Consider the following 20,355-nt stretch of genomic DNA (forward strand, 5'->3'; position numbering starts at 1 on the left):
TACGGTCTTGCGCGCGGGCGGTGACGCTGGCGGTGAGCGTGCTCTATCGAGGAAGAAGGTAGAAGTCGCGCGACGAGGCCCTTGCCTCAACCACATCCAGAAATCGTCCCCATCTAAGCAGCCATAGGGATGTCAACTGTACAAAGTCGCCCTCGGAATAGTTCCTCCCAATCTGTTCGGGGGTTTGTCGTCCGTGGGCAATTGCATTACGCTCGTCCACGATGGTGTCCAGGCGGTCCCATATCTCTTTGAGAATCACTCCTGGATCTCCAAGTTCAAAGAGATCGCAGAATGTGTTTACCTGCATCCGTTTCATATGACTTCCGTCGCTTGGGAACACACCAACATCAATTGTACATTCGCGCGTCGCGGCAAGTGCGTGGACGATTTCTCGGTCAGGTCCGGTCCATAACTTGGATGCCGACACTGCGCTCGCAGCCTGCATATGAGTGTGCGCGGCGAAGATGCGCAACCCTGGGCGTAAGCGACGATTGCCGGCGCGCAGGCGTGCTGCAGTTTCCAGCAATGCGCGACACAAGCTCGTTAAAGAAGCTCCTCGTATGAAGCATACTGGTAACGGGATGCCGAGACCACGCGCTTCCCGTCGCGCGTCAGGAGCCAAGTGATGCCCTTATGTCAGGGACGATGTGTGTTGCATCGATCAAGCGGGTAATACTGTCAACCCGCTCCTTGAGGCTGTCTCGTTGAAGTTGACAGCTAAGCATTGTGAGCTAGAAACCGATCGCGACAGAATTCAATTCGGCCACGCACTCTGGGTCTGCTATTGGTGGCTCCGGTAGTGAGTGAGCGAAGCTCAATTGAGTTGACCCAGCTTAAGTCACCAGGCGGGATCAAGTCGGGCCTGATGCCAAGGGCGAGCGACGCACCAACTGCTAGTCCTTCGAAGAGATTCACAGGCGTCTGGCCCTTCCGGGTTTGATGCCATTAGGGAAGCAGCAGGCGAGAAACGCGAACGTCACCATAAAGCGATTCGTACGTTCTGCGACGCGGGCATCATCGTAGGCATAGCGCGTGAAGTCGCGCAGGAAGTCCGTAACAGAATGTGCAAATGCCATGTAGCGTTCTGAGAATGCGAAGAAGCGGAGCACATAGTCTTCTGGCGTGCCATCGTGCATCCGCGAGTGCGGCAACACTACAACCGTCCTGAAGTCTGGCGTTGCCGCCAATTCTCCCAGAAGATTCATGAATGTGCCTCGATAGACACACTCGCGTATTTCTTGCGGAGTGAGGAGAATTCCGCCCGTATTGAGGCGTTCAAAGAGATCAAAGCGTACATCAAGATCACTCTTGTCGTTGAGCACAACTATCTTCAACGGCCGGTCAAGAAAGGTTGTCTGGATATCACCAGGAAGGTCAGCAAAGCCTGTTCGATCGAATGCGGTTAGCTTGTCTAGTTCTTGAAGCGTGAGACTCTCAGTTTCGAGACGGCAGCTATTGCGCGCTTTTTCACTGCCCGCGAAGTGTACGAGTGTCAATAGCCTCTGCAAGCCATCGACGACTTCCCATTGAACACGTTCGTCGTCTACGTGATTGGTTGCCATGAACAGAGGTGGAACGGGAATGCCCAGTAATACCGATTCAATCAACCTGGATTGGCGCTTATGGTCCCACCTGAATTCTCGCTGATAGATCGGGGCGATATCGATGCGACCCTCCTCCACGCGACGCAAGAGTTCATCGACAGTGACATCATACGTATCGAAGTCAACGCGGCGACGCTGCTCGGCCAACTGCCGTCTCTTCTCTGCTGGCGACGACTGGATGGGCATTATCTGGCACCTCGCTGTCAGTAGAATATGGAAGTAGGGCGCCTAACCTGTAGCGTTCGGCTCACTGTGATGGATTGAGGATAAAGACCCTTGCGTCTGGATTTCGAGTGTGGAGAACACTCGGCTCGAAGTCTGGGGGAAACGAGACCAGCGAGCCGACACTCTGCCAATACAGTCCAAGTATGTCGTACGCCGATTAGGGAAGCAACAAGATGGTGCCTGCAGCCGGAATGCAGAGGCAGACATAGTCGGACCGTGCGTTACAATTCATGTGTGGACGCTGAGGGCGTCCGGAAAGTTGTGTAACCGGAAGGTGGCGTAAGGTCGGAGGGAGAACGGTCTCCGGACGATGGCGAACCGGGCCAGGGCGCAAGAGCGCCCGGGCCCGGCTCCCCACCGCCCGGACTCTGGTGTAGGCTGGAGGTCCAGCAACGACCGGGGTCAGGGCGGCTTGAACCGTGAGCCGGCCGCGCAAGCGGCACAAGAAAGGACTCCTTCGTGAGTGAAAGGACCCGACGCGAGAGCGTGGCGCAGGCCTGGGCCGCGGTTGGCCGAGGCCGTCGTGGAGGCGACGGCCGGGCGGCCGGGGGTGTCGATGCCGTCGGCGGAACGCGTGATGGCCGAGTTTGGCAACGGCCAAGTCGGTCAACGACTTCTACGGCAAGGACGGGATCTTCGCCCGGCTGTTCGCCAAGACCATCGAGGAGATGCTCGAAGGCGAGATCACTGCGCATCTGGGCTACGAAGCGCACGAGGTCGTCGGCCGGAACTCCGGCACTTGGCCGAAACGGGCGCTATCGACGCACGCTCAAGACCGAGGGCGGCGAGCAGACGATTGCGGTGCCCCGGGATCGCAACGGCTCCTTCGAGCCGCAGATCATCCGGACCCTACCAGCGGCAGACCAACGAGATCGAGGAGAAGATCCTGGCGCTCTACGCCCGCCGGCCAGTCGGTGCGGGACATCCAGGACGTGCTTGAGGAGCTTTACGGCATCGACGTCGCCCCGGCGACCATCAGCGCCGTCACGGACAAGATCATGCCGCTGGTGACCGCCTGGCAGACCCGGCCGCTGTCCCCGGTCTACCCCATCGTGTTCCTTGACGGGCTGCATCATGCTGCGCCGCGAGAACAACCGAGTCGAGACCGTCGTCGTCTACATCGTCTTTGCGATCGATACCGAAGGCCATCGCGACGTCCTGGGACATTGGGTCAGCGACGGCGCCGAGGGCGCCAACTTCTGGCTGTCGGTCCTCACCGACCTCCAGAGCCGGGGCGTCGAGGACATCCTCATCGCCTCTATCGACGGGCTGGTCGGCTTCGACGAGGCCATCCGGGCCATCTTTCCCAAGGTCTGCCTTCAGCGTTGCGTGATCCACCAGATTCGGGCCAGCCTCCGCTACGTCACTTGGAAGGATTACAAGGCCTTCATCGCCGATCTAAAGACGGTCTACCGAGCTCCAACTCGGGACGAAGCAGAGCGCCAACTCTTACGCCTCGAAGAGGTCTGGGGCAAGCGCTATCCCGCAGCCGTGCGCTCTTGGCTCACCCATTGGGACGACCTGGCCACCTTCTTCGACTTCCCGGCCGAGATCCGCAAACTCATCTACACGACCAACCGCATCGAGGCGTACAATCGCCAACTGCGAAAGGTGATCAAGACCAAAGGCTCCTTCCCGACCGCCGATGCCGCCAAGAAGCTCCTCTACCTGGCCCACGTGAACATCTCCAAACGCTGGACTGGAGCCATCCAAGGCTGGCCTCTCGTCCTCAATCAGCTCGCCATCCGCTTCGATGACCGCCTTCCCCTCTGACCTGTAGCCGGCTGGTTACACAAGATTCCGAATGCTCCCTGGACGCTCAATCCGCCTCCTCCCCCCCCCCTTCCGACGCCACCCGCACCCCCCGCTCATCCCGCACCCAACCGTCGCCTCCCGACGCTCCACCCGCCCCCAGCGCGCTCGTCGCTCCCGCCCCGCCCGGCATCGACGCCGTCCCCGATCCGATGGCCGAGACAGATCCGATTGCCGCACCGTCCCGATCCACGCCATGTGCGTGCTGGGCGTGCCCATCCCCCCCCCCCTCCGGCCGAAAGTAGATAATCTGCTTCCAACACCGATTCACCTTATCCCCAAACACCAACACCAGATCATCCCTCTCCGCCATCCCCAACGCCCTCTCCACCGCCTCCGCCTCGTCGATCACAATCTCCACATCCTCCGCCTTCACCACCCCCCCCACCAATCCGGCGCCCATCCGCCGCCGCCCCCCCTGCCCCAGCAGCCACCAACCCCTCCATCAACATCCGCGGCACCTCGTCCACCCCCCGCCCCCGCGGATTGTCATCCCGCCGGCAGATGTAGTGATCGAAGTGCCCCGCACAGATCCCCGCGATCTCCCGGATGTCCTCGTCCCGCCGGTCTCCCGGCGCCGCCAGCACCACGATCCGCTTCCCTTTCGGCTCCAGCCGCTCCACCAGATCGACCATCGCCTGCACCGCCGCCGGGTTGTGGCCGTAGTCCAGGATCACGCGGAACGGGTGCTCGTTGAAGACGTTCAGGCGGCCCGGCGTTTGGAAGTAGCTCGTGTCGAACGTCCGCAGACCGTGCCGGATGTCGTCCGCCTTGAAGCCCAGCGAGTGCGCCACGGCCGCCGCGAACATCGCGTTCTGGACGTTGTGCAGTGCGCGGCCTTCCATCGTCGCGGGGATCAGGTGGGTCCAGAGCAGCGGCAGGTGGGTCGGGCCGTCGTAGAGCGTGACCATCTGGCCGTTCATGCCCTCCTCGAGGACGAGCGCCTTCCCGCCGGCGCGGATGTGCTCGCGGACGAGCGCGTGGCGGTGGTCCATCGTCACGTAGATCACGGTCTTCGCGGTCGTGTGCTCGGCCATCTTCAGGCACTCGGGATCGTCCGCGTTCAGCACGGCGGCGTCCTTGGCCACTTCCACCACGACGCGCTTCACCTTGGCCAGCTGCTGGAGCGTGTCGATGCCCTTCAGGCCGAGGTGGTCCGCCTGGACGTTCAACACGGCGCCGACGTTGCAGCGCTTGTAGCCCATCCCGGCGCGCAGAAGCCCGCCGCGCGCGGTTTCGAGCACCGCGATGCTAACGGCCGGGTCGCGCAGGATCATCCGCGCCGCCTGCGGGCCCGTCATGTCGCCCGCCACGGTCAGCTTGCCGTCGATGTAGACGCCGTCCGTCGTCGCCAACCCCACCACGTGCCCGCTCATCTTGGCGATATGGGCGATCATCCGCGACGTCGTCGTCTTGCCGTTCGTGCCGGTGACGGCCGCGATCGGGATGCGCGACGGCGACCCCGGCGGGAAGAGCATGTCCATCACCGGCCCGGCCGCGTCGCGCGGCGTGCCCTCGCTGGGCGAGACGTGCATCCGGAAGCCGGGAGCGGCGTTCACCTCGCAGATCGCCCCGCCGGACTCGGCGTACGAGCGGCTGATGTCGTCGCACAGGAAGTCCACGCCCGCCACGTCCAGCCCGATCGCCCGCGCCGCCCGCACCGCCATCTCGCGGTTGTCGGGGTGGACGATGTCCGTCACGTCGACCGCGGTGCCGCCCGTGGACAGGTTGCCCGTCGAGCGCAGGTAGACCACCTCGCCCGTCGCCGGCACGGTGTCCTTGGTGTAGCCCTTCTGCGCCAGCAGCCGCTCGGCCTGGTGGTCGAACTCGAGCCGCGTCAGTACCTTCTCGTGCCCGATCCCGCGCCGCGGGTCCTCGTTGGTAAGATCGACGAGCTCGCCCACCGTCCGCATCCCGTCGCCCACCACGTGCCCCGGCACGCGCTTGCTGGCGGCGATCAGCTCGCCGTGGATCACGAGCAGCCGGTGATCGAACCCCGTCACGAACTTCTCGACGACGACCGTGTTCGCGTGATCGCTCGCGTGCGTGAACGCCGCCGCCACATCATCGCCCGTCACGAGGTGGATGGACACCCCCCGGCCGTGGTTCGCGTTGAGCGGCTTCGACGACCGGGTACCCGATCCGCTCCGCCGCCCGCACGGGCCTCCTCGGCGTCGTACACCAACCGCTGCTCCGGCACGGGCAGGCCCAGGTCGCGCAGGATCCGGTTCGTCTCCTCCTTGTCGCTCGCGATCTCGACGGCGATGTGCCGCGTCTCGCTCGTCACGGTGGCCTGGACGCGCTTCTGGAACTTCCCGTGCCCGAGCTGGATCAAGCTGAACCGGTTCAGCCGCAGCCAAGGCACGTCCCGCTCCTCGGCCGCCTTCACGAGGCTGGCCGTGCTCGGCCCGAGCGCCCGCCGCTGCGCGAAGCGGATGAACTCGTCGCGCGCCTCGGCGAAGCTGTACGCCGCGACGCCCGCCGCACCCCGCGCCCCCGTCGTTCCTCCCCCCGCGCCTCCTCGGGCCGCAGCGCCTCCGGCAGCAGCCGGTGGATGAACTCGAGCCCCACCCGCCCCGCCTCGACGCCCACGTCCTCCTGCTCGTACTGATAGATGACGTCGTACTGCCCCTCGACGCCATTTCCCCGCGTCTTCCCGAACGTCACGTCCGCGCCCGCCTCGTTCTGCAGCTCGATCGCCACGTGCTCGAACACGTGCCCGAGCCACGTGCCCTCGCCTTCCCGCAGACGGCGGATGAAGCCGCCGGGCTCGCCGTACGAGCAGCCGTGCTCGTACAACCCTGGCAACGCACCCAGCAGCGGCTCGATGAACGATTCGCCCAGCCGCCCCGTCGGCCACGCCTCGAGTTCACACGTTCTGCGTGAGGATCTTCATAGACGACAACACCTCATTCCCCGCGGATTCAACCTCGCGTAGTGTACCGCATCCCACCACCCCGATTCCCGCCCCAGATGCCATGCCGCCGGCTGCGCTCCACCCACCGCGTAGGGGCGACGCGAACGCGTCGCCCGCAGGCCGTACGCCCCACACATCGCCCCGGCCTACCGCCCCGGCCCACCCGCCGCCCGCCCATCGCACCCACCCATCGCCCACGGAGCCGCCGACATCGGCGCCCAATGCCATCCCGCGCATCCGACGGAGGCGTGACGCGGGCATGCGGCCGATGGGGGGGTGCGTTGCATGGGGATCGGGCGACGCGTTCGCGTCGCCCCTACGCGGTGGGTTGTGGTGGACGCGGTGTGCCGGCATCATGGGCGGGCATCAAGGACACCGTGGGTATTGCAATGCCCCTCAATCACTACCACCTCGCCCTCCCCGTCTGGAACCGCCCCCCCTGGCGCGGTACGTTCTACACGCAGCGCACCCGTCCTGCCGACTTCCTGGCGGAGTACGCCTCCGTCTTCAACGCCGTTGAGGGCAACAGCACGTTCTACGCGCTGCCGTCCGCCGAGACGGTGCGGAAGTGGCGGGAGACCGTGCCGCCGGGGTTCCACTTCTGCTGGAAGGTGCCGCGCGCGATCACGCACGACCGGACGCTCGTCGACGCCGGCGCGGAGCTGGACGCGTTCCTCACGACGATCGCGCCGCTCGGCGACCGGCTCGGGCCGTGTCTGCTGCAGCTCGCGCCGTCCTTCGGGCCGGAGCAGCTGGGCGATCTGGCGCGCTTCCTCGAAGCGGCGGCCGAGGGCGCCGCGTCACGCGGCTTGGCGATGCGCTGGACGGTCGAGGTTCGCCACCCGGCGTTCTACCGCGACGCGGAGTTGGCCGCGGCCCTTTCCCTCATGCTCGCCGACCGCAGCGCCAGCCGCGCGGTCATGGACACCCGCGCCCTCCGCTCCGCCGCGCCCGCCGACGTCGCCCGGCCGCGTCCCGACGAGGTGGCCGAGGACACGGCGCGGAGGGTGAAGGAGGCGGCGGATGCGCGGCGGCAGAAGCCAAACCTGCCGCTGCCGCCGGACCTTTCGGCCGATTCGATCGGTCCGACGCCCATGCTCCGCTACGTCGCCCACCCCGATCCGGCCGCCAACGCGCCCTGGATCGTCGACTGGACGCGCGACGTGGCCGCGTGGATCCTCGCCGGCCGCCACCCGTACGTCGTCATCCATGCGCCGGACGATATCGACGGCGCGCCGATCGCGCGGCTGTGGCACGCGGCGCTCAGGGAAGCGATGGCGGAAGTGTCATCGACGGCGGGTGGCGGCGACAGGATGGACATCGGCGAGCTGCCGCCCTGGCCGGCGGAGCGAGGGCGGCAGCTCGGGTTGTTCAACTGAAGGGACGGAGCCGTCTTACGGCGTCGAATCCTCCGCCAACGCCCGCTCCCCCAGCGCCTGCACCGGCCGGTTGTTGCCGTCGAAGATCGCGGTGTAGGCGGCCAACTGCTCGGCCGACAGCTCGACGGGCGTCGTCATCACGTTCCAGGCCACGCCCTCCGAGCACGGCGGCGTCGTGAGCGAGCCGGCGTAGCGGAAGGTGGTCTGGACGGCGGGCAGGAGGGCGGCGGCGTCGACCATCGCCGTCACCTTCGTTTCGGGCGACTCGGCGGCCAGCAGGTTGTCCATCACCGCCTGGTAGGCCTCGTTCGCCGCGCCGTCGTTGAGCAGAACGCCGACGACGGCCAGCTTCTCGTCCGCCGACTTGTGCACGAGGTGGATCTCGGCTTCCGCCAGCACGCCGTCCACGCTGTGCTCGGACGGGGCGTGGAAGTGGAACTGCGCCAGGTCGTAGCGCATGCCGTCCAGCTCGATGTAGCTGCCGGCATCGTAGTTCACCTGGACGGTGTGTCCGTTATTGAGAATATTGATCGCGCTCGGGCTGTAGTGGAAGACGATGTTCGCCAGATCCGCCGCCGCGGGCTCGCCGATGTCGATGGGCGACTGCGCGGCGCCGCTGCCGCACGCGGCGAATTCCTCGCTGAGCGCGGCCCAATGATCAGGGCCTGCCTCGCCTTCGTAGGTCCAGTGCGGGGCGTCGTGCTCCGCCGGGGCGGCGGCGTGTTCGGCCGCCGTCGGCATGGCCACCGCCGGCTCGGCCGGCGCGGCTGCCTCTGGCGGGGCCTCCTGTGGGGCGCCGCAGGCCGTCAGGCCCGAAAGCAGGATCGAACACATGCCCATCAGGGCGATCGGGAACCGTTTGCTCAACGTTTTCTCCTTGGGTGAGCGCGTGCCGGCAGTGTATCGCGGCACGCAGGGTGCGTCCATCCCTGGACGAAGTCCGATCACTGCGCCCCGGCGGTCGGCTCGGCGCTTGCGGTCGCCTCCGCGGTCGCCTCGGCGCTTGCGGTCACCGTCGCCGTCGGCGTCGGCGTCGGCGGGACGGGCTCCTCGCGGAGGACGCGCGGCAGGTAGATCCGCGGCGGTGCCGGCGTCGGTGTCGGCTCGAGGGTGGCCGTGGCGGTGGCGGTCGGGGGCGGCGTGTTCGACGGCGTCGGGGTGGCGGTGGCGTCGGGGGTGGGTGTGGCCGTGCCGGGGGACCAGTCCGGCATGTAGCCGAACTCGAAGTTCGTGCCGACGTTCGGCGCCTGTGCGCCGCCGGCTGCGCCGAGCAGGCGCGTGATCGACTTCGTCGCCAGGTGGATGCGGTAGAGGCCGGCGTATTGCCCGCCCTGCCGAGTGGAGGCCGGGCCGATCGACGCGAATCCGGACGCGTCGAGTCCGGGCGCGATCGCGCGCAGGCCGGACCGGTAGATGTTGCCGAACAGGATCTCGTCGCCGTCCGGCGACCACGAGATCGTGTCGCTCGATCCGTCGATGTAGCGCTCGACGGATCCGGTGGCGAGGTCGAGGACGGCCAGCGTGCCGAACGAGAACGGTTGCGGACCGGTGATGAACGCCAGCTGTCCGCCGCCGGGTGCGAACCGCGGATGGCGCTCGTGGCTGGTGGGCCGCTCGACGAGAACCTCGGCGCCCGTGCCGTCCGTCCGGATCCGCCAGAGCTCCCAGCGATCCGTCGTGTTCGGCTTGTTGCTGCGGGCGGTGTAGACGATCGTCTCCCCGTCCGGCGACCAATCGGGCTCGCGCTCGTCGATGTCGGGCGTGTTCGTCAGGCGGCGGATGGTGCCCTTGGCGGTGCCGTCCTCGCACCAGATCTTCAGGTCGAGCCGCTTCTGATCGTCGTCGGACAGCCCGACGCCCCCGTCGTACACCAGGCACCGGCCGTCCGGCGACCATGCCGGATCGCCGCTCGTCCCGTCGCCCTCGACGACGGTGCGCGGCGCCCCACCCTCGCCGGGGAGGACGTGGATCGTCGTCAACCCCTTGGGATAGCTCGTGAACGACACGTGGCGGCCGTCGGGTGACCAGCGCGGCTGATCCTCGCCGGCGGCCGACTCGTCGATGTCCGACAGCCGGCGCTCGTTGCTGCCGTCCGGATCGCTCGTGAACATGTTGAACGTATCGAGCTCCTGGCGGGTGTAGACGATCCGACCGGACGCCGGCGTGCTGAATGGGTAGTCCTGCGCCAGCGCGCGCCCGGCCAGCGCCCCCACCAGCGCGACGGCCGCGATGAACGCGGCCGTCGAAGTTCGTCGCCCGTGCCATGTTCGGCGCCGCTGCCCGCGGCGCCCCAGTCCTCGTGTCGTCACCACTGTCCCCCTCCGCACGCGACGCGCCCGCCAAGGCGCTCTTGTCGGTCCATTATACGGTGGCGGGTGAAGGGGCGGCGGGTCGAAGGCGGCACCGCCGTTACGAACCGGCCACACTTCGTTTGCATTCTTCCCATCATCGGCTCATCCGGCCCTGCGATACTTGCGATCATCCAACCCCAGCCGACCGGCACCCCCGGCCGCCGGCACAACACCGAGAGAGGTTCCCCCATGAATCGCAAGACCACCCTTTCCATCGCCGCGCTCGCCTTCGCGCTGCTCGGCACCGTCGCCGTCGCCCGGACGGCCCTCGCCCACGGCCCGGGCGGCCGCGGCGGCGCCGGTGGCATGGGCCTCGCCGGCCTGGCGGGCCACGGCATGGGCCACGCCGGCGGCCAGGACGAGCGCGGCGAGCTCCTCGCCGCTGAGCTCGGCGTCACCGTCGATGAGCTGCAGGCCGCCCGGCTGCGGGCGTTCGAGAAGGGCATCGCCGCGGCGGTGAAGGCCGGCAACCTGACGCAGGACAAGGCCGACCTCATGCTCGCCGGCGCCAAGCTGGCCGCCGCCATCGACCACGATGCGATCACGGCCGAGGCGCTCGGCATCAGCGTCGCCGATCTCACGGCGGCGCGCGAAGCCGGCAAGACGATCCGCGATCTCCTGACGGAGCAGAACCTGGACGCGCAGACGTTCCACACGCAGATGCAGGCGGCCATGGACAAGGCGATCAGCAAGGCCGTCGCGGACGGCGTGATCACCCAGGCGCAGGCGGACGCGTTGAAGGCCGCCAAGGGCGAGCGCGGCGGTGCGCACGGCCGGCGCGGCGGGATGCCGGGCGGCCGGCGCGGCGGGATGCCGGGCGGCCAGCGCGGCGGTCGCGGCGGTTTCGGCGGACCCGGCATGGGCGACGATGCGAACGGCACCGCGCCGGTGTCGCCGACGAGCAACGACGCGTAGCGTCGGCCAGGGCAGCCACCGCATCCGGTACGGGTGCGGCTAGGCGATAGCCGATGGTAAGGGGCACGGCATGGCATGCCGTGCCCCTACGCGCGCGTGCCGACGACGATGGCCCCCACGGTTTGGTTCATCGACGGGCATGGGCACGGCACGCCGTGCCCCTACCGGTGGCTCCGCTTCAGCAACGGCAGGTTCGCCACCGCCGCGATCCACCCCTGCCGTGCCACCGACGCCCCGCCGAGATCGAACGTCCCCTCGAACCGGTCGCCGACCATGGCGCCCGGCCCGGCGCGCAGCACGACGTCCATGCGCCCGGCGCCGGCCGTGGGGGCCGGCATGGACAGCGACGTCGTGCCGTCCGCGAAGACCGCCGCGCCGGTGAGCGTGCCCGTCAGCACGGCGCCGGCCGGCTGGTTGCCGTACGTCACCTTCAGCAGCGTCGAGCCGCGCGACGACACGTAGAACGGCGTCCGCGGATCGCGGCCGAGGCTGAGCCACGGGCCCGACGGCGTGGCGGTCGGGGCGGGCGTCGGCGTGTTCGTCGGCGTGCGGGTGGCCGTCGCGGTCGGCGTCGGGGAGGCCAGGCGGGACGGGTCGGTGAAGCGGAGGATCGTGCCGTGCGTGCCGACGGCGTAGGCGATGCCGGGTCGGGCGATGCCGACCCCGAGCAGCGCGTCGCGCGTCACACCCTCGCCGACCCGGCGCCAGGAATCTCCGGTTCCGGCGTCGTCCGTGTACAGAAGCACGCCCTCGTCGCCGGCGGCATAGCCGTAGTGGGTGTTCTCGAACGCCAAGTCGTTGATGGACTTCGGCGGCTTGCTCTGGCTCGTCCACCGCGTCCCACCGTCCCTCGTGGCGCGGATCTCGCTGGCCGCAACCCATCCGACATCCAGGCTCGCGAACCACACAGCCAGCATCTTCGTCTGGTTGCCGAAGCCGATGTTCGCCCAGGTCTCGCCGCCGTCCGTCGTCTTGGCCAGCACGCCGTCGAGACCCGTTCCGAAGCCGGTGTTGGCGTCCAGGAACTGCAGGTCGGACAGCCCGTCCTTGATGTCGACCGCCACCTGCCGCCAGTGTTCGCCGCCGTCCGTCGTCTTGAGGATGAAGCGCTCGCCCGCCACGGCGATCCAGCCGAGCTGGAGGTCGTGGAACTCGACGCGCAGCAGCCGCTTGCCGGCCCCGGCGCCCGGGTCGAGCCCCTGCCAGCTGTCGCCGCCGTCGCGCGTCCGGTAAATCTGCCCGTTCACCCCGACGATCCAGCCGTGCATCGGATCGACGAAGCTCTGGGCGTTGAAGACCTTGGTGTCCGGTGGCGTGATCTCCTGCCAGGTCCGCCCGCCGTCCCGGGTGCGTACGACGATGACGAACTGGTTCTGCCCGCCGTTGCCGCCCGTGGCGAACCCGTTCAGCGGATCGACGAACTCGACCTCGCGCAGCGTGTAATCGGTGGGGCTGTCGACGCGCTCGATGAACGGCGTGGGCTCGTTCTGCGCGGAGGCGACGTCGGCGGACGGACCCGGCGCCGGCCCGGCGCGCAGCGCCGCCAGCGCGCCGATGACCGCGAAGGCGGCGGCGGCGCGGGCGAGGGATCGGGCGGGGGATGAGGCGGGGCATGAGGAACGGCGGCGGGGGGTCGGCATCGCGCACTCCTGACGGCAGCATCGTGATACGGGAACCGGATCCAGGCGGCGGGGAGGATAGTACGGCGGCCCGGGTTTCGTCATCTATGGCCGAGGCTATCCCGAGCCCATGCCGGGGTGGCCGAATGCCCCGCACGACTCGCCCCCGCACCGGGACCAACGGACTGCAAACGCGGCCGTGTAACGTTTGCGCAACGGTCGGTCCGTACGCTGTACCCAGCTCCTGGTGACCGATCGACCGCGACCGGCCGGACATCGACCTCCCATCGACCACCCGTCGACCTCCCATCGACACCCGCGCCGTCGTCCCATCGTCGTCCGTCCGACAATCCAACGTCCGCCCGGCATCATCGCCATCGTCACTGTCACCGCCTCCCATCGCCGCCTGCATCGGCCGTCGCCGCCTTCGCCACGCCCTGCCGCCGGCCGCCGCGTCATCGTCGCCGCCGTCGTCCCGTCGTTCGACGGTCGCCAGGAGCTCCGGCGGGATCGGGAAGCCGATCCTGTACGCAATCGCCCCCGGGCCCATAGCGGTCCGGGGGCGATTGTGATATCGGGCGATGAACTCGGTGCCGACGGTGTGCGTGGATCAATTCCCGGCGTGGGCGACCCAGGCCTCCTCGGCCTGCAGTGCTTTCACTTTGCCGGGGGCGATCTTCCGGTAGACGTGCTCCGGGGCGCGCAGCTCGCCGTCCACGCGGAGCAGCCGGTCGATCGTCAGATCGAAGTGCGCAGCGTTCATGTCCAGCAGCGGGGCGATGACGGCCCAGTCTTCCGGTGTGAACGACACGAACGCGCCGCCGTTCAGCTGGTCTTCCGTCACGCGCCGGTGCGGGTCGCGAACATAGATCGCGCCGCCCGAGGCCAGGCTGAACAGGTTGCCGCCGCCATAGGGCGTCGCCAGCTCCGTCCAGCCGCCGCGCCCGTCCGACCGCAGGCCGTTCAGGACCACGAAGCCGCCGTCGCGGAGCGGATCGCCCGCCATGAACGACTCGGCCAGATAGTCCAGGCACGTGCCGTTGATGACGACCCGCGGCCGGCCGACGGCGTTGATCAACGGCCGCCCCGCGGCATCGCCGCGCACGAAGGCGCGGCCGCCCTTGGCGCCGTACATGAACGCCTGCCCGACATCGCCGTGCACGACGAGCGTGCCGCGCTTCATGATCTGCGCCAGCTGGTCCTGCGCCCAGCCGTGGACGACGATCGTCGCCCCGTCGATTCCCGACGCCAGGTAGTCGCCGCTGGCGCCATACACGTCGATCCGGACCCCGTCGCTCTCCGGCCCCATCCCGGCGCCGATGAAGCGGTGCCCGGTGCACCCGACGACGATCAGGCGCCGCCACCCGGCCTGGACGGCCTCGACGAGCACCCGCGCCAGCGACGTCGGCCCCTCGATCTCGAGGCCCGTCGCGTCGATGATGAGCGTCGTCGCGGGCGCGGCCGGCGCATCGTCGCCCGGCCCGGCCCAGACGCGGTACCCCTCGCACGGCGCGACGGCGATGGCGGCGACGACGGCCTCGAGGACGGCGTCCAGCTGCGCGATGAGGCGGCTGGGGCGAAGCGCGCCGGGGTCGTACGGGCGGTCGTAGAGGGCATCCAGGGCGGCGAAAGCTGCCGCGCGCGCGGCGGGGTCGGCGGGGCGGGTGGCGGCGACGAGGGCGGTGAGGTAGGCGGTGGCGGTGGTGTCCGTCCATGTGGCGACGAGAGGGCGGGGGTCAGTGGCGAGTGCGCCGACGCTGTCGGCCAGCGACGGCCTAAGGCCCTCTCCCCCCGACCCCCTCCCCCAAGTCTGGGGGAGGGGGAGGATGCTGGGCGGGGGGGAGGAGGGGATTTCAGCGTGGCCGTTCGTGGCCGTTCGTATGGCCGTTCGTATGGCCGTTCGTATGGCCGTTCGTATGGCCGTTCGTCGTCGCGACATCGGTGGCCCGCACAGGTTCGACGATGTCGACACTGCTATCGCCCTCGATCCCGACGTCGGCCAGCGTGACGGCGCGGCCGAACTTGTCCGTGCAGCGCAGGTGCTTGGCGCCCTCGGCGTCGCGGGTGACCTCGAAGACGAACGCGCCGCCGTCCGTGTGGCTGCCGCCGCGGGCGGCCCAGTAGCGGTCGGCGCGGCGCCAGAAGCGGTCGTCGGCGGCGGCGAGCTCGTCCAGGACGGCGTCGATCACCTGCTTTTCGGAGCCGGCGAAGGCGATCTGGTGGGTCGGGCCTTCCTGGAGGGCGAAGACCTGCGGGCGAAGCATGCTGGTGTCCGTGATGCCGATCAGGCGCCACGCGTCGCGCAGGCTCTCGGCGATGATGAAGAACCACGGGCCGTCCGGCGAGCCGTGGATGTGGGTGGCCTGGATCGCGGCGTATGCCGCCTGCTTGTCCGGCGGGAGCTGCGTGAAGTCGCGCTCCGTCGTCGGCGCGAGGGATTCGATGACGTACTCCAGCGGGTAGCCGTACGTCCGGCGGTGGAGGTCGTAGACCTGGGCCGCGACCTCGGTGTCCGTCTGGAAGAGGGGCTTCAGGCCGCGCTGGGCCAGGTAGTCGCACATCGCCTGGTAGTTCGCGAAGTCGCCGTTGTGGACGAGCGCCTCGTTCAGGCCGACGAACGGGTGCGCGCCGCCGGGGTGCCAGACGCGGCCCTTGGTGGGGTAGCGGTGGTGGCCGATCCAAACGTGGGCCGTGAAGTCCTCGAGGCGGTAGTAGCGGATGACGTCCTCGGCGTAGCCGACCATCTTGAGGACGAGCAAGTCCTTGCCCTGGCACATCACGAAGGCGCGCGTCCCGCCCGGCCCGGCGTAGTAGTCCACGTTGAAGCGGTGGTTCGTCTGCTGGACGTACTCGTCCTCGACGCGCTTGGCGTGCGGGCCGAGGCCGTTCTGGGGCGTGAACTGCGCCCAGAACGCCGCCAGGTGATCCGCCCGCGGCCGGACGAAGTAGACGACGACCACGGGCGGGGCGACCTCGATGCCCGGCAGGACGCGCCAGTCGTCCAGGCGCGGCACCTCCCACACGTGGTCCACGCAGTACGCCGCGTGGAGCCACGTCCGCTCGACCTCGTCGCGCACGGCCGGATCCACATAGGCGACCGCCAGCAGGTAGTCCTCCGCCAGCACCTCCGCCGTGACGCCCATCGCCGCCGCGTCCAGCCCGACGGCCGCGATCCCGCCGCCCTTGCCGTTGCCGCGGTTGCGCATCTGGGCCAGCGGCGTGACCAGGTGGCGGCCGGCGATCGGCACGGTGGACGCCAAGCCGACGACGCCGCAGCCGCCTTCGGCCGCGGATTCGCGGTCGCGCGGGGCGACGGGGAGGGCGTGGCGCTGGGCGGTGACGTCGGCGATGAAGGGGTCGTGGGAGGCCCCCTCCAATCGAACCGATTCGCTCCTCATCGCCCCACCTCCCCATCGCTCAAGTACCGCAGCACATCCCGCCGCCCCCGCAGTTCGCGCACGCTTCCCATCCCCAGCCCATGCAGGATGTCGCGCAGCTGCCACTGCAGGCTCTCGTAGAGCTTGAGGAGGCGCATCGCGCCCCAGTCGGGCTGGACCCAGGCCTGGAGCTCGGGGTCGGTCGTCGTCAGGCCGTACGTGCAGCCGCGGCCGCGCTCGCAGTTCGAGCAGCGCGTGCAGCCCAGCGCCACGAGCTCGGCGGTGCCGATCACGCAGCCGTCGGCGCCGAGGGCAATCGCCTTGGCGATGTCGTGGGCCGTGCGGACGCCGCCGGAGGCGATGAGCGTCACCTGGTCGCGGATCCCCTCGGCCTCGAGGTGGCGGTGGACCTTGGGGACGGCGAACTCGATCGGCATCGCGATGTTCTTCTTGGCGATCTCGGGCGCGGCACCCGTCCCGCCGTAGCTGCCGTCCAGGTGGATGATGTGCGCCCCGGCGTAGTACGACCCGACGGCCACCATGTCCACGTCGGCCGGCGTGCTGACCTTGACGGAGATGAGCGCCGTCGGGTTGACGGTCCGGATCCAGTCGATGTGCTTCTTGTGGTCCTCGACGGAGTAGACGGAGTGGAACGGGAACGGGCTGAACAGCGACACCCACGGCACGCTCTCGCGGATGTTCGCCACCGCCGTGGTGGACTTGTCGCCGAGCAGGTGCCCGCCGAGCCCGGGCTTGGCGCCCTGGGCGTACTTGAACTCGACGACCGGCGCGTGCTGGATCGTCTCCTCGCGCACGCCGAACAGCCCGGTGGCCACCTGGGTGATCACGTTGTCCTTGAACGGCACGAGCCCCGGCGGGTAGCCGCCCTCGCCCGTGCACGTCAGCGTCCCCCACGCCTGCGCCGCCCGCGCCCGCGAGACCATCACGTTCTCGCTGACCGAGCCGAAGCTCATCCCGCCGCCGTACCACGGGGCGGTCAGGACGATCTGCCGGCCGTCGTCGCGCCGGTTCAACGGGATCGTCGTGTCGATCTGCGCGAGGACGTCGTCCGGCGCGCTGCCCTTCGCGTCGCCGACCCGGCGGTCGATCGAGGGCCGCCCGGCGTCGGATCGGCGTCGGGCGCGCCGGGGAACGCGAACGCGAGGCGGTCGAAACCGCCGCCGCTCGCGCCGACGCGGTGCTCGAGGTGGGCCGGCGGGCGGCCGTGCTCGGACTGGTACCAGCCGGCCATCAGCAGGTCGGCCGTCCAGCGTGCGTCGCCGAGGGCCGGCGGCGCCTCGTACTCGCCGTGGCTGCGGGCGTGGAAGCCGTCGTGCAGGTAGTGCGTGACCTTGTGGATGAGCGTCGGCGTCGCGACCTGCGGTTCAGCCGGGGTAGCCATCGATCCCTCCGAATGCTTCGTGCTCGAGGTCCGGCTGGAACATCGCCCGGCCAAGCTCGCCGCGCAGCCGGCGGACCTCGCGCAGGCCCATCGCGCCCATGATCTCCAGGAGCTGGTCGCGCCATGCGCCGCACAGGTTCACGATCCGCTGCGCCGCCCACGCCGCGTCGAGGCCGTCCGGCAGGGCGTAGCGGGCGGTGGCGGCCGTCGTGCCGCCCGCCAGCGGCCGCACCTGGAGCGCCGCGATGAGCGGCGACTCGAGCGCGACGGCGTCGGCGCCGCAGATGATCGCCTTGGGGAGGTGCTCGGCCATGACGAGGCCGCCGGAGGCGATCAGCGTCACCTCGTCGCGGACTCCGCGCGCGACGAGGCGGCGATGGAGGTCGACGAGGATGTCGCGCACGAACGCGGGCTGGTCGGCGGCATCGACGCCGCGGCCGTGCAGGTCGCACGCCACGTGGAAGACGCGGATGCCGTCGGCGTAGCCGCGCTCGAACGCCGTCCACCAGCCCGGGGTGGCCGCCAGCCGAAGCGCGATGACGGCGCCGGGCGCGTGCTCTGCGACGGCGGCGGACAACGCGATGTCGTCGACCTCGACGAGCCGCGGCGCAAACGGGAGCGCGGCCAGCGCGGCCGCGTCGTCCTGCCCGGCGGTCAGGCGGGGGGCGATGTGCGTTCCGTCGAGCTGCGCGCGGGCGATGACGTCCAGCGGCAGGATGGCCAGCGTCTCGATGGACCGCGCCGCCTCGGACCACGCCGCGACGACGCGGCGGTCCGCCAGCACGGCGTCCGGCGGGGTATCGAAGAGGAGCGGCAGCGGCAGCGTCGTGACGTGCGGCGCGGCCCCGAAGACGGCGCCGGCGGCGTCGAAGCGCAGGTGCATCGGCTTGGCGCCGAGGTCGACGGCCGTCGAGATCATCTCGCGGCCGTGGATCCCGTCGCGCGTCGGCCGGACGATCTCGCTCATGTCCGTCCAGATCGCGTCCCAGCCCTGCCCCCCGAACTTGCCGCGGTAGCCCTGGCCCTTCACCGGCACCGCGCCGGTGGCGGCCTCGGTCAGGACGGTCTCGACCATCGCGGGCTTGAAGAACTCGTCGCCCCACGCCGCCCAGGCCGGGTTGCGCTCGATCCTGACGACGTCCGGGTGCTGGATCGTGCAGCGCAGGCAGCCGACGCACAGGTTCGGGCGGGGCGCGAAGCCGCCGACCGGGCCGCTGAACACGCCGTAGACGCACGGCCGGCTGAGCACGGTCTCCCAATGGCCGAAGTACTGCACGAACTCGGTGACGAGCAGCTTGGCGAGTCCCGGTCGGCTCACCCTGACGAGGAAGCGCGATGGGAGGTTGGCCAGATCGGGCGCCGGGCGGGCGGCGATGTGGTAGCGGTGGAAGGCGGGGCGGGCGGGCGTGTCGGGCGGTTCGGGCGGGACCGATGCGCGCGCCGTACCGGCGGGTGCCGGCGCGCGCACGTCGCCCGCCGCGGCAAGCGTCTCGACGAGGATGGGGTTGGGCGCCAACGACAGCGCCGACCGCGGCGCTGCCGGGTCGGCGTGTTCGAGCGGGCGGGAGGGTCGGGGCGGGGCCATGGTCATGGGCGTCACCTCCAACAAATCGACGGGGCTGCGCGGATCTTTGCGGGACTCGCGAACGCGTGCGATCGGGGCCGATTTCGGACGCGCGGTTCGCTGGGCGAGGGCACGGAGAATTGTAGAAGGGAGGACCCGAGTATAGCCAGTTTTCGATGAAGAAAGCTTAAAGAAAGACCACCGGCCAAGCCAGATGTTGGGGCGAATCCCGCCGGCGCACCACAGGATGTCGTATCGATGCCGCATCGTTCGGCGAATCGCCGCGGCGGCCGTACAGCGGCGCCCGCGCCGGAGCCCCTGTGGTACCATGGCCGCTCGCCCGCCCCGATCGCTTGCCTGCCCCGATCGCGAAGGAGTGTTCCATGACCGTTCGACGGATCGCCGGCGCCGCTGCCGCGCTCGTCGCCATCGCCGCGCTGGCGCTGTTCGTGCTCGATGCCACGATCTGGGCGCCGGTCGAAGTCAGCACGGATGCCCCGGTCGCGCCGACGTTGGCGGCAGCCGCCCCCGATGTCGACGCCCTCGGCGCGACCGGCGCGACCGAGCCGTCCGTCGCGGCCGGCACGCCGGGCGGAGTGTCCCCGGCCGCCGCCGGCGAAGTCCGGACCTACCGGCTCGACCCCGCCCGATCCGAGGCGCGTTACGAGGTCGGCGAGACGTTCTTCGACGGCAACCGCTTCGTCGTGGCCGTCGGGCGGACGAAGGGCGTGGCCGGCGAGATCCGGATCGACCCGGCGAACCCGGCGGCCAGCCAGGTCGGCGAGATCGTCGTCGACATCAGCCAGTTGACGAGCGACAAAGAACGCCGCGACAACTTCATCCGGCGCAACGCCCTGATGAGCAGCCAGTTCCCGGAGGCCCGCTTCGCCGTCGGCTCCATCGACGGCTTCCCGGCCGATCCGGCGATGGACACGCCGCTGACGTTTACGATGACCGGCGACCTGATGGTCAAGGACGTCACGAAGGCGACGACCTGGGCGGTGACGACGACGCTCACGGCCGCGGCCTTGACCGGCACGGCCACGACGACCGTCAAGATGTCGGACTTCGGCATCGGGCCGATCGAGATTCCGATGCTGGCGACGGAGGACGACGTGTTGATCGCGTTCGATTTCGTGGCGGTGCCGGTGGTCCCGTAGGGGCGACGCATGCGTCGCCCCTACGGGGGG

11 protein-coding genes and 3 pseudogenes are annotated in these 20,355 nt (G+C 69.3%); 5 read left to right on the forward strand and 9 right to left on the reverse strand.

Annotated elements, in window-relative coordinates:
• Positions 1-717: 717 nt before the first annotated feature.
• A pseudogene (locus IPG72_02115) lies at positions 718-1,817 on the reverse strand (DUF262 domain-containing protein).
• A gap of 498 nt (positions 1,818-2,315) precedes the next feature.
• On the opposite strand from IPG72_02115, the gene IPG72_02120 reads away from it, so the two are divergent.
• Both IPG72_02120 and IPG72_02125 read left to right on the forward strand, forming a co-directional pair.
• Positions 2,316-2,840, forward strand: coding sequence for a transposase (locus IPG72_02120; protein MBK6767830.1), 525 nt, complete (start codon positions 2,316-2,318; stop codon positions 2,838-2,840).
• A gap of 63 nt (positions 2,841-2,903) precedes the next feature.
• Positions 2,904-3,602 carry an IS256 family transposase gene (locus IPG72_02125; protein ID MBK6767831.1) on the forward strand — a complete coding sequence of 233 codons (699 nt, stop codon included), beginning with the start codon at positions 2,904-2,906 and terminating at the stop codon, positions 3,600-3,602.
• A gap of 46 nt (positions 3,603-3,648) precedes the next feature.
• Here IPG72_02125 and cphA read toward each other — a convergent pair.
• A pseudogene (cphA, locus tag IPG72_02130) lies at positions 3,649-6,485 on the reverse strand (cyanophycin synthetase).
• A gap of 462 nt (positions 6,486-6,947) precedes the next feature.
• Here cphA and IPG72_02135 point away from each other — a divergent pair.
• Positions 6,948-7,937, forward strand: a complete 990-nt coding sequence (locus IPG72_02135) for a DUF72 domain-containing protein (GenBank protein ID MBK6767832.1) — start codon at positions 6,948-6,950, stop codon at positions 7,935-7,937.
• 15 nt (positions 7,938-7,952) lie between these two features.
• Here the strand turns inward: IPG72_02135 and IPG72_02140 are convergent, their stop codons facing one another.
• A complete protein-coding gene (locus tag IPG72_02140) occupies positions 7,953-8,804 on the reverse strand; it encodes a carbonic anhydrase family protein (protein MBK6767833.1) in 852 nt (283 codons plus the stop codon).
• 77 nt (positions 8,805-8,881) lie between these two features.
• Entirely contained in the window at positions 8,882-10,246 is a 1,365-nt protein-coding gene (locus tag IPG72_02145) for a PD40 domain-containing protein (protein ID MBK6767834.1), read from the reverse strand.
• Between the two features lie 231 nt (positions 10,247-10,477).
• Between IPG72_02145 and IPG72_02150 the strand changes: the two genes are divergently transcribed.
• Entirely contained in the window at positions 10,478-11,203 is a 726-nt protein-coding gene (locus tag IPG72_02150; protein MBK6767835.1) for a hypothetical protein, read from the forward strand.
• A 161-nt stretch (positions 11,204-11,364) separates the two neighbouring features.
• Here IPG72_02150 and IPG72_02155 read toward each other — a convergent pair whose 3' ends face one another.
• The 5 genes and pseudogenes from IPG72_02155 to IPG72_02175 all read right to left on the reverse strand — a co-directional run bounded on the left by IPG72_02155 (position 11,365) and on the right by IPG72_02175 (position 19,192).
• The gene (locus IPG72_02155; GenBank protein ID MBK6767836.1) at positions 11,365-12,843 is read right to left on the reverse strand and encodes a hypothetical protein; all 1,479 of its coding nucleotides are present in this window, start codon (positions 12,841-12,843) and stop codon (positions 11,365-11,367) included.
• A 589-nt stretch (positions 12,844-13,432) separates the two neighbouring features.
• Positions 13,433-14,761, reverse strand: a complete 1,329-nt coding sequence (locus IPG72_02160; GenBank protein ID MBK6767837.1) for a hypothetical protein — start codon at positions 14,759-14,761, stop codon at positions 13,433-13,435.
• A complete protein-coding gene (locus IPG72_02165; GenBank protein ID MBK6767838.1) occupies positions 14,676-16,220 on the reverse strand; it encodes a hypothetical protein in 1,545 nt (514 codons plus the stop codon). The genes IPG72_02160 and IPG72_02165 overlap by 86 nt, the downstream gene beginning before the upstream one ends.
• Positions 16,217-17,601, reverse strand: a pseudogene (locus IPG72_02170) (alpha-hydroxy-acid oxidizing protein). The gene IPG72_02165 and the pseudogene IPG72_02170 overlap by 4 nt, the downstream one beginning before the upstream one ends.
• Positions 17,585-19,192, reverse strand: coding sequence for a hypothetical protein (locus IPG72_02175; protein MBK6767839.1), 1,608 nt, complete (start codon positions 19,190-19,192; stop codon positions 17,585-17,587). Before IPG72_02175 ends, IPG72_02170 begins: the two are co-directional and overlap by 17 nt.
• A gap of 356 nt (positions 19,193-19,548) precedes the next feature.
• On the opposite strand from IPG72_02175, the gene IPG72_02180 reads away from it, so the two are divergent.
• Complete coding sequence (locus tag IPG72_02180) at positions 19,549-20,325, forward strand: YceI family protein (protein MBK6767840.1); 777 nt, start codon at positions 19,549-19,551, stop codon at positions 20,323-20,325.
• The last annotated feature ends 30 nt before the right edge of the window (positions 20,326-20,355 follow it).

The sequence above is a fragment of the Candidatus Avedoeria danica genome, from assembly GCA_016703025.1.
Taxonomy (GTDB): Bacteria; Chloroflexota; Anaerolineae; order Epilineales; family Epilineaceae; genus Avedoeria; species Avedoeria danica.